At 56.0% G+C, this 8,675-nt stretch carries 8 protein-coding genes, 4 tRNA genes and 1 rRNA gene; all 13 read left to right on the forward strand.

The window, feature by feature from the left end; genetic code table 11:
• The first annotated feature begins 6 nt into the window (after positions 1 to 6).
• Positions 7 to 121 (forward strand): 5S ribosomal RNA (gene rrf / locus ACQUWM_RS19050).
• A gap of 239 nt (positions 122 to 360) precedes the next feature.
• Positions 361 to 1,533, forward strand: coding sequence for a DUF6160 family protein (locus tag ACQUWM_RS19055; RefSeq protein ID WP_428923138.1), 1,173 nt, complete (start codon positions 361 to 363; stop codon positions 1,531 to 1,533).
• A 35-nt stretch (positions 1,534 to 1,568) separates the two neighbouring features.
• A complete protein-coding gene (locus ACQUWM_RS19060) occupies positions 1,569 to 2,624 on the forward strand; it encodes a hypothetical protein (protein ID WP_428923143.1) in 1,056 nt (351 codons plus the stop codon).
• Complete coding sequence (locus ACQUWM_RS19065; protein ID WP_428923139.1) at positions 2,621 to 3,178, forward strand: DUF6160 family protein; 558 nt, start codon at positions 2,621 to 2,623, stop codon at positions 3,176 to 3,178. Before ACQUWM_RS19060 ends, ACQUWM_RS19065 begins: the two co-directional genes overlap by 4 nt.
• Positions 3,179 to 3,241: 63 nt before the next feature.
• Complete coding sequence (locus ACQUWM_RS19070; protein ID WP_428923144.1) at positions 3,242 to 5,587, forward strand: DUF6160 family protein; 2,346 nt, start codon at positions 3,242 to 3,244, stop codon at positions 5,585 to 5,587.
• Positions 5,588 to 5,691: 104 nt separating this feature from the next.
• Entirely contained in the window at positions 5,692 to 6,660 is a 969-nt protein-coding gene (locus ACQUWM_RS19075) for a biotin--[acetyl-CoA-carboxylase] ligase (RefSeq protein WP_428923140.1), read from the forward strand.
• Complete coding sequence (locus ACQUWM_RS19080) at positions 6,657 to 7,391, forward strand: type III pantothenate kinase (protein WP_428923141.1); 735 nt, start codon at positions 6,657 to 6,659, stop codon at positions 7,389 to 7,391. Before ACQUWM_RS19075 ends, ACQUWM_RS19080 begins: the two co-directional genes overlap by 4 nt.
• Positions 7,388 to 8,047, forward strand: coding sequence for a hypothetical protein (locus tag ACQUWM_RS19085; protein WP_428923142.1), 660 nt, complete (start codon positions 7,388 to 7,390; stop codon positions 8,045 to 8,047). Before ACQUWM_RS19080 ends, ACQUWM_RS19085 begins: the two co-directional genes overlap by 4 nt.
• A 31-nt stretch (positions 8,048 to 8,078) precedes the next feature.
• Positions 8,079 to 8,154: transfer RNA gene (locus tag ACQUWM_RS19090), tRNA-Thr, on the forward strand.
• Between the two features lie 39 nt (positions 8,155 to 8,193).
• Positions 8,194 to 8,277: transfer RNA gene (locus ACQUWM_RS19095), tRNA-Tyr, on the forward strand.
• 10 nt (positions 8,278 to 8,287) lie between these two features.
• Positions 8,288 to 8,362: transfer RNA gene (locus ACQUWM_RS19100), tRNA-Gly, on the forward strand.
• A gap of 14 nt (positions 8,363 to 8,376) precedes the next feature.
• Positions 8,377 to 8,452: transfer RNA gene (locus ACQUWM_RS19105), tRNA-Thr, on the forward strand.
• Positions 8,453 to 8,503: 51 nt separating this feature from the next.
• The coding region (locus ACQUWM_RS19110; protein WP_428923145.1) for a GTP-binding protein at positions 8,504 to 8,675 on the forward strand (172 nt) is incomplete at its 3' end.

An 8,675-nucleotide genomic window follows, 5' to 3' on the forward strand; every position in this document is an offset into this window, starting at 1 on the left:
GTTTTGCCTGACGACCATAGCGGTCTGGAACCACCTGATCCCATCCCGAACTCAGAAGTGAAACAGACCTGCGCCGATGGTAGTGTGGCGTTGCCCATGTGAGAGTAGGTCATCGTCAGGCTCCTAATACCGAAAACCCCAGCATCCTCGATGTTGGGGTTTTTTATTGCCTGAAAGAAAACTCACGATCTCTTCATTCTATGACGCCGCGCACAGTGACATTTTGTAGATAAAGGTAAGATTCTGTACACAAACTGGCCAAAAAATAAAAAGAGCCAGCTTCAGAGACACTCATTCAGCATCCGTAGTGCTTCATTGCCGCGCCAAAAAAACAACAGCGGCTTAAAGTGAGATGTGATTATGAGTAAGCAGGCCGGATTTATTCTGCTGCTGGCATTAATGGCCACCAGTATCAATGCAGAGTTGCGCCCGATATCCGACGATCAGCTATCGGAGGTTACCGGTCAGGCATTCGTGTCGATTGATCGCCAATACCATCCTGACGAGACGGACAATACGTCCTATACCAGGGTAAATCTTGGTATGGATGTCGATATCCAGACCAATATTGATGCCCTCGAAATCGGTCGATATGAGCGGGAGGGGGAAAACGCCGGCTCCTCAGATGTGCTCATCGAGAACTTTTCCCTGGGCTACATCAACAATCAGCCCTATTTTGACCGCAATCCGAAGTTCCCCAAGCAATACAAACCTGATGGATCTGCCTACGCCGAGGGAGAGATCGTTCCCTTTAGCCTCAGGAATCCGTTCTTTGAGTTTGCCTTCGATGAATCGACAGATGAGGTTGTCGGGGTGCGGCTTGGATTTGGCGAGGCCATGGGGGTGTTATCCGGTGATATCCAATCCCTGACCGGTAACGTGAATATCGACATTGTCGACCAGGGTGAGGGGCTCGCCGACGCCAACACCAACGGCAACCTTTTCGACTCGATCATCGTGGCACTGGCGCCTTATCTGGTTGGCAGTAATGCGATCACCAGTCGGGCCGAGCTGGTCTATGGCGCGGAGGGTGATCCCAGGCTCGGCGAGCTCGATCCGATCAGGGCGCAATACGCTGGCGTTCCCAACGGCGAAACCTTTGTCGTCGAAGATGTGCCTTTCTTTACTCGCCTGTTAATTCAGGGGGCGGGTGCCTTCAGTAGCTCCCAGATAGAAGTCCACGGGAGTGATGTCCATATTATTGCCCAGGATTGCCAGGTGCTGGGTATCCAGGCCTGTTTTTCGTTAACCGATTTCAAAAGTCTGCCTGTCGGTGAGCTCGGCGAAATAAATGGTGAACGGTCGATTATCGGTCCGGAATCCGGGTTGTTCCTTTCGTTCCAGACTCAGGATCTGGACTGGCTGGATGACGTGTCCAAGACGGACTTCACGCCGGAAGACTTCATTCGTGCGACCAGTGGTGGTTTTTTCAATATCCCCAATGGCTCGGTCGAGTTCAATCTCAATGAAGCGCTGGGCGGCATCGAGCGCCAGCGCGTGGAATACATAGACCGTGGGCAGGGGTTATTCTGATGGTTTCCCCGCTGAGAAAGCAGAGCCTAGTGGTAATGCCTCATGGCCTGTTCACACTCATGGCAGCGGCTTGCCTGCTTTTCTACTCGGACCTTGGCTGGTCAGAACTTGAACGGATGAATGATGCCGAGCTATCCGAAGTGGATGGCGCAGGTCTGGGGGTGGTTCTGGAAGCTTTCAAGTTCTCCCACGGCACTGACGTTCCCGGCGCAAACGGGGAGCAGGCCCGTATCTTCAAGATTGGCGGCATAACCAGCACGGATGGCCGGGACGTCGATATCACCGTCAACCACCTTTATATTTCCGGCAGCGGCAGCAACTATGGCCAAAATCTGGGTCCGGTTAACCTCGGGCGCCTGATCAACCCCTACCGGATTGATGTGGTTGATGGAAATACCATTGGCGTAAAAGACAAGGCCGTATTGGAGTTTGCCGCTCCCGCCATGGTGGATTCAGCCCAGGGCTTTGATTGTACCAGCGCCGCCGCTGTAGCGGGATCGGGCCCCTGCTCCAGCCGGCCTGCAACAACCGACTATATTGGTGAGCGCCCTGATGTGGGGCTGCAGATGAATGTGGCAGTGGGGAGCGACCGCTCAGCGAATATCAATATCCATGCGGTGAGTGCCGTGATCGACGGAAGTTACCTGCGCTTGTGGGGAGATAACGACCGTCGCCAGATGGTGGGGCAATTCAGACTCAATTTTTATTCCCCGGAACTCTCCATCCATGCCTGTGACCAGAACGGCGAGTCGTGCGGTTCCCGCGTGCTGCTCACGGACTTCGCCCTTGAGCTGGCTATTGGCAATGAGCTTCAGCCGGTGTTCTTTGATGTGGACGGTACCGGCAACTTTGTCGTGGAAGTGGCTGCGATTCAGCAGCCCGCCCAGGGGGATATCGGTGCCGACGGCCTGCGGGGCAGCAGTGATGCCGCCACATGGGATTTTTACGAGGACTATTACACCAACCCGGACTACCGCAGCAATCTCCGTATTGGCAACTTCAGTGTGAGTGACCGGGATTTTGGCTCGGCGAGGGTGGAAGGGATGTTGATCCAGCACCTCGAAATTCGAACCAGGGACCTTGCGCCATGAAGACATCTATTTCCATGCCCGTTCTCCTATTGTTGTGTGTACTTGGGCTCTCGATTCCGGGACAGGGTATTGCCGAGCTGAAGCGACTGGATGACGACGCGCTTGGCGATGTGTCGGGGCAGGGGGGCATTTATCTGTCCGGTGACGTCAGTATTAACGAACTCGGTGGCCCCATTGAGAACAGCTACTTTGGCCGCTGTGATGATGAAACCAGAAAATGCGGGGCCCGGCTCGCCTACCGCCTGAAGGAGAATGGCGGCTGGATGGTATTGGACGATATCCGCGGGAATCTTGCTTTCGAGGGGCTGACCCTCGGGGTGCGGTACATCGATTCGGGGTTCGGTGGCGACGGTGAGCTGTTTCGCCGGGACGTACTCGAGTTGGGGTTGCCGAATACCGTCAGGTTCAACGATGTACGGTTCAAGATTGCGGCCAGTAACACTGCACGACCGACGGATCCCGGATTTCAGCAAACGGACATCTTCTCTGTGGGAATGCGGGGGGAGGTGATTATGGAAGGAAATCTTCTGATATTTCCGGCGGGGAACCCATAGGAGAGCGCCATGAACAACCGTACTAGCGTGTTGTCTTGCCTTTGTTTCACGGCTGGCTCGGTGATGATGTTGCCTGGTTCGGTGACAGCGGAAATGCAGCGTCTCGATGACAGTGATCTTTCGGATATCAGAGGTCAGAGCGGCATTACTCTGGAAATGGATCTCGGAGTGACCGCTGACCGCCTTTCCTATATTGATGATGGCAACGGTATCCATCTGGAGGAATTCCGGGTTGGTTCGGCCAGCGATCCGGATGGTCAGGCGCACCACCGGGTGAAGATTGATGTTGGTGATGATGCCTCTCTGAACCTGGATTACCTGATTGAGGATCGCAGAATCGAGTTCGGTGACATCCGCCTCGCCGGTGCTCCCGGGCTGAGTATGGGGGGGGTGTTCTTCGATCACACCCTGGAAGGGCAGTTGCGTATTCGCCCGGGTGGCGCTTACGGAGGTTCCGGATACACATTTGATTCCGCCTACACCATGACGGGTGGTCGCCTGGGTTATCGCACCAATGGTAATGAAATCTTCCTGGATGATCTGACCATGGATGTGGAGGCTCTGGGCATTACCCTCGATGTGGTGGGTGAAACCCTTCAGCTCAAGGCGCCAAGGGTTGTGGGCTCCTACGACATTGGCGCGATTCGTTACAGTGACAACCCGCTCAATCATGGCAGAACCCGGGATTTGACCACGGGAGCTGAACTCCCCAGCTACGGCAGTATCAGCGGTGCGTTTGATATCACGACAGCTACCGGTATAAAGGCTGGGGGGCGATCCGGGGAAGGCCTTGGCATTAACCACGAAACAACCATCAACAGTGCCCGCTTTATCTACCGCGATGATGGTAACGCCCTTGCCTTGCGCGATATTACCGGGCATTACCGTTTGAACGACCTGCGCCTGGATGTCACTGAGGACTGGTACGGGCGTGCCGCGCTGGGTCTGACGCTGGGAGCGATGGATGGCGAACTGAATATTGGCGCCATTGAGGTGGGTGGCAATGGTCGCAGTCTGGGGGCAGTGAATGTCAGCTTTTTGCTGGAAGATTGGGAGTTCGACGGTCGGCGCTATACGAACGCCCTTTACCTGCAGGGTGGCGGCCATCGGGACGCAGGAGAGCAGGGGCTCAGGTTGGCGACGGAGTGGAGTCTGCGATCAGCGGACCTGAACTACACCGAGGACGGCAACCGTGTGATCTTCAGTGGCCTGCAATCATGGGGGCAGGGGGATGTTACGGTGAATGTGACCCGGGATGAAGTCATTAATGGCACCCGCTTCTACGATGGTCTCAGGATCGGCTTTGAAGACGTCCAGGCGGGGTACCGGATAAACGGTTTGCGGGTCGGCGATGACGATGCGCCGCTACAGGGTGGTACGGAATTGTTGCTGGCGCTGGGCGTCTACCCGGCCTATGAGTTTGAACTGGACGGCCACATGACCCTTGGTGCCGGTGGTGCGAGCGGGGAGGGGCTGACCATCAACTCGGATATTCGTATCCGGAACGGACGCGCCGCTTTAATTGCATCGCCCTATGACGACGGATCCGGTGAGGTCAGCCAGAAAGGGTTGTGGATCAGCGATCTCAGTTACGACGGCCATGTCAGGGATATGACGGTCGACGTGACCGAGGAAGGATTGGTGATGTTAACCGCAGAAGGCTGGAGCAAGATGGATGTCGGTAATCTCCGGCTGGGGGACAAGGATTCCGGTCAGAGCTTTGGTCGCTTTGTGGTGCAGAAATACGAAACTGGAAGCAGTATGACGATAGTGCCGGGTGGCGCAGGAGAGCTTTGTGCGGGCGGTGTCGGTACGACGGCCTCCACCTGCGCCGCGTCTGGTGGGATGTGGCAGGATCGGGGCGATGAAGGCATTACTGTCAGGATGAAGCAGGTTTTTGCCAGGGCCGTGGATGATTCCCGCAAGAATTCCTTTGCCTGGGAAACCAATCGCGAGATCGATGGCAGTGGCCAGGCGGTCAACGGTACAGGAACGCGGCTGGTGCTCAATGATATCCATACCAGCGACGGTGGGGATTTTGATAATGATGGCATCGAAGACAATACCTTTGGGGTCCGTACTGATGTGGCTGTCGATGTCTACCAGACCAGGGTCGTGAAAAAGAACGACGGGCCGGATTCTCTCGGGGTGTCAGGCCAGCGGGGGGATGAAAAGATCATGGATGCCGCAGCTGCTGCCGGTTATCGATACGAGGCCGCACCTTCCGCTGCAGATCTTGAGAACCGCCCGCTGGGCTTTGCTGTTCGGGCGCAGAGTCAGTTCAAGGAATTGTCCATTAACAATGTTGACCTTGTGCATCCGGTTGGTGGCGCGCAAACGGCGGTCTATGGGGTCAAGATGCAGAATTTTGATATCAGGGCGAACCTGACGGCTACGCCGATTCCCTAGTCAATCGCCGGGGCTGCCCGGCTTTTTGACGTCCTTCTTTGTTTTTTTGTGCCTGCTGTTGTTTAATCCCGGCTTGATCCTTTCAAACTCTCAGGCTTTATTCGATGAAATCCCGAGCTCTAATCAGTCTATTGGCGGATGGTAAGGTCCACTCCGGGGAATCCCTTGCGTCCAGCCTTGGAATCAGCCGAACGGCAATCTGGAAACAGGTCAGACGGGCTGCCGAGGAAGGTTATGAGATCGAAACGATCCGGGGCAAGGGATACCGTCTGGTGAACCCGGTTGATCTGCTCGACGGTAATGGGATTCTCGAGGGCATCCCGGAAGAGGTTCGTCGCCGTATTCGGCTGGATGTGCTGGATGAGGTGGACTCCACCAACGCAGAGATTATTCGCCAACGCCCCGGACCGGGGTCGTCGGTAATCCCGGTGTGTATCGCCGATTGTCAGACTGCCGGTCGGGGCCGTAGGGGGCGGGAATGGCAGAGTCCCCGGGGGCAAAACCTGTATCTCAGTCTCGGCCTGACATTCCACGGTGGATTCGCCATGCTCGATGGCTTGAGCCTGGTGCTGGGTGTGGCTGCGGCGGAGGCGCTGGAAGCATTGGGTGCTGACGGCGTAGGTCTGAAGTGGCCCAACGACATATTCCTGGGTAAAGGAAAAGTGGCCGGCATTCTGGTGGAACTGCAGGGAGAGCTGGAAGAGGGGGTTATTCAGGTTGTGGCCGGAATTGGGCTAAACGTACATATGAGAAAGGCGGAAGGCGTTACCCAGGCGTGGGACAGCCTCTCCGTTGCCAGTCCATCTGTGGATTGGGTGCGAAATGAATTGGCTGCCAATATGGTGAACTCCCTTATCACTGCGGCGGATGAGTTCTCGGCGAGCGGGTTTTCTGCTTTTCGTGAACGTTGGCAGCGTCGCGATATTTTTTCCGGGAAACCCCTGGTGGCCAACCAGGGTGATCTGGGTGGCCTTGGTGCCGGCATTGACGATGCTGGTAACTATTTGCTGGATACCGGGCAAGGCCTGACTCCGGTGCGTGCCGGGGAAATAAGTTTGCGGGTGCAGCCGTGAGATTATTGATTGATGCGGGCAACACCCGCGTGAAGTGGGTATTGCTCGATGGTGACGCCAGAGTGCTCGATGGTGTCGGAGAGCTTCAGGATGATCCGTTTTCCGCGTTGTCGACGATGGCCGGGGCGATTTCCCGTGTGGTCGTGTCGACCGTGGCATCGGAAAACAAGCGTTGCGACCTGGCGGACGTGTTGGCTCGCTATGTGGCGGTTAAGCCCGTATTTTATTGGTCGGAAACCAGAAGGGCGGGGCTGTCGAACGCCTATGCCGACCCTGGGAAGATGGGGGCGGATCGCTGGCACGGCATGTATGGAGCCTGGACCTTGCTTGGCGACAGTTTTGCGGTCATTGATGCGGGGAGTGCAATCACTGTCGACTATGTCGATGCTGATGGCGATCACCTTGGCGGCTACATTCTCCCGGGCCGCCGGATGATGCTGCGCAGCTTGAGAAACGACGCGGCCAGGATCGGCTTTGACGATCACAAGTCGGATGCGGGGGATCCCGGGAGTTCCACTACCGAGTGTGTTCACCACGGGCTGTTCTGGCTTTGGCAATCCATGGTAGCCCGGGTGCACGAGGATTGTCGTATCCAGGGTATTAAAAACGTTCTGGTTACCGGCGGTGATGCTTCGGGCCTGCTGGCCGCAGGGCTGAATGCCGATGAGATACCGGACCTGGTAATAAAAGGGCTGGCCACGATAGATGCGGAAGAGCAGGCGCGCTCATGAAGTGGCTGGCGATGACGTTGGTGCTGGCAAATGTTGCATTATGGTATCTTAGCAGCGGCGCGGTTCCGCCTTCCCGCGGCATCGAACAGGGCGAGGGTCGGTTGCCTCGAGTGGCAACCTTGAAGACGCCCCACGATAATGCCGCGGAGGCAGTGGTTCCCTCGCAGTCCATGCACTGTGCCCGCCTGGGCTGGTTTGAGTCAGAAGCCGACGTCGGGGACGCGGCCGAAGCGCTGGGAATGCCTGACGGAAAGTACAGGGTTGAAGAGCTTGAGCGGGAACAGGCCCCGCTGCATTGGGTGCTTATTCCGCCTCAGCCGGCAGATCAGGCTAGAGAGATGTTCCGTGATATTCAGCGCAGGGGGATTGACTCCTATCTTGTCACCGAAGGCGAAAACCGTAATGCCATCTCACTGGGGCTGTTTGAGTCGCGTGAAGCGGCAATTTCGGTGCTGGAAGAAAAAAAACGTCAGAATCTCAACGCAATACTGGCCATCTTCCCCCGAAATCAGATAAGCTACGCCCTCGTTTTTGAAGCGGGCCATTTTCAGGATTCTGAAGCGGTCGAGGTGGCGGAAGCGGATTATCAAAAGGATTTCGATTTAGTCGAAATCAGACGTTGTGAAGGTGTTGCAACGCCAGAAAAAACTCCGTAGTATACCGCCCTCGCTGACGAGGCGAATGTGAGCTGGCGTAGCTCAGTTGGTAGAGCAGCTGACTTGTAATCAGCAGGTCGGGGGTTCGATTCCGTCCGCCAGCTCCACTTTTAGTTTAGGCAGGTTCGCGTTAGCGAATCTGGCTCGGAGGGGTTCCCGAGTGGCCAAAGGGATCAGACTGTAAATCTGACGCGAAAGCTTCGCAGGTTCGAATCCTGCCCCCTCCACCACTTATTGCTCGCGGGCATCGTATAGTGGCTATTACCTCAGCCTTCCAAGCTGATGACGCGGGTTCGATTCCCGCTGCCCGCTCCAGTTTAGTTTGTAATGCTCATGTAGCTCAGTTGGTAGAGCACACCCTTGGTAAGGGTGAGGTCGGCGGTTCAAATCCGCCCATGAGCTCCATTATTAATCCGGTCAACGTTATGATCCAGGTTGATTAGGGAGATTGGTCGAATGTCTAAAGAAAAGTTTGATCGTAGTAAGCCGCACCTGAATGTCGGCACCATTGGTCACGTTGACCATGGTAAGACCACTCTGACAGCAGCACTGACTCGTGTATGTCACGAAGTCTGGGGTACAGGTACTGCCAGTGCATTCGACCAGATCGACAACGCACCGGAAGAGA

Origin of the sequence: Marinobacter sp. DUT-3 (genome assembly GCF_050379435.1) — a bacterium.
In the GTDB taxonomy this organism is placed as follows: Bacteria; Pseudomonadota; Gammaproteobacteria; order Pseudomonadales; family Oleiphilaceae; genus Marinobacter.

What these genes read in the sequence shown, in the direction of transcription:
- ACQUWM_RS19055 (WP_428923138.1), top strand. Translation starts at nt 361, where the DNA reads ATGAGTAAGCAGGCCGGATTTATTCTGCTGCTGGCATTAATGGCCACC.
- ACQUWM_RS19060 (WP_428923143.1), top strand. Translation starts at nt 1,569, where the DNA reads ATGCCTCATGGCCTGTTCACACTCATGGCAGCGGCTTGCCTGCTTTTC.
- ACQUWM_RS19065 (WP_428923139.1), top strand. Translation starts at nt 2,621, where the DNA reads ATGAAGACATCTATTTCCATGCCCGTTCTCCTATTGTTGTGTGTACTT.
- ACQUWM_RS19070 (WP_428923144.1), top strand. Translation starts at nt 3,242, where the DNA reads ATGATGTTGCCTGGTTCGGTGACAGCGGAAATGCAGCGTCTCGATGAC.
- ACQUWM_RS19075 (WP_428923140.1), top strand. Translation starts at nt 5,692, where the DNA reads ATGAAATCCCGAGCTCTAATCAGTCTATTGGCGGATGGTAAGGTCCAC.
- ACQUWM_RS19085 (WP_428923142.1), top strand. Translation starts at nt 7,388, where the DNA reads ATGAAGTGGCTGGCGATGACGTTGGTGCTGGCAAATGTTGCATTATGG.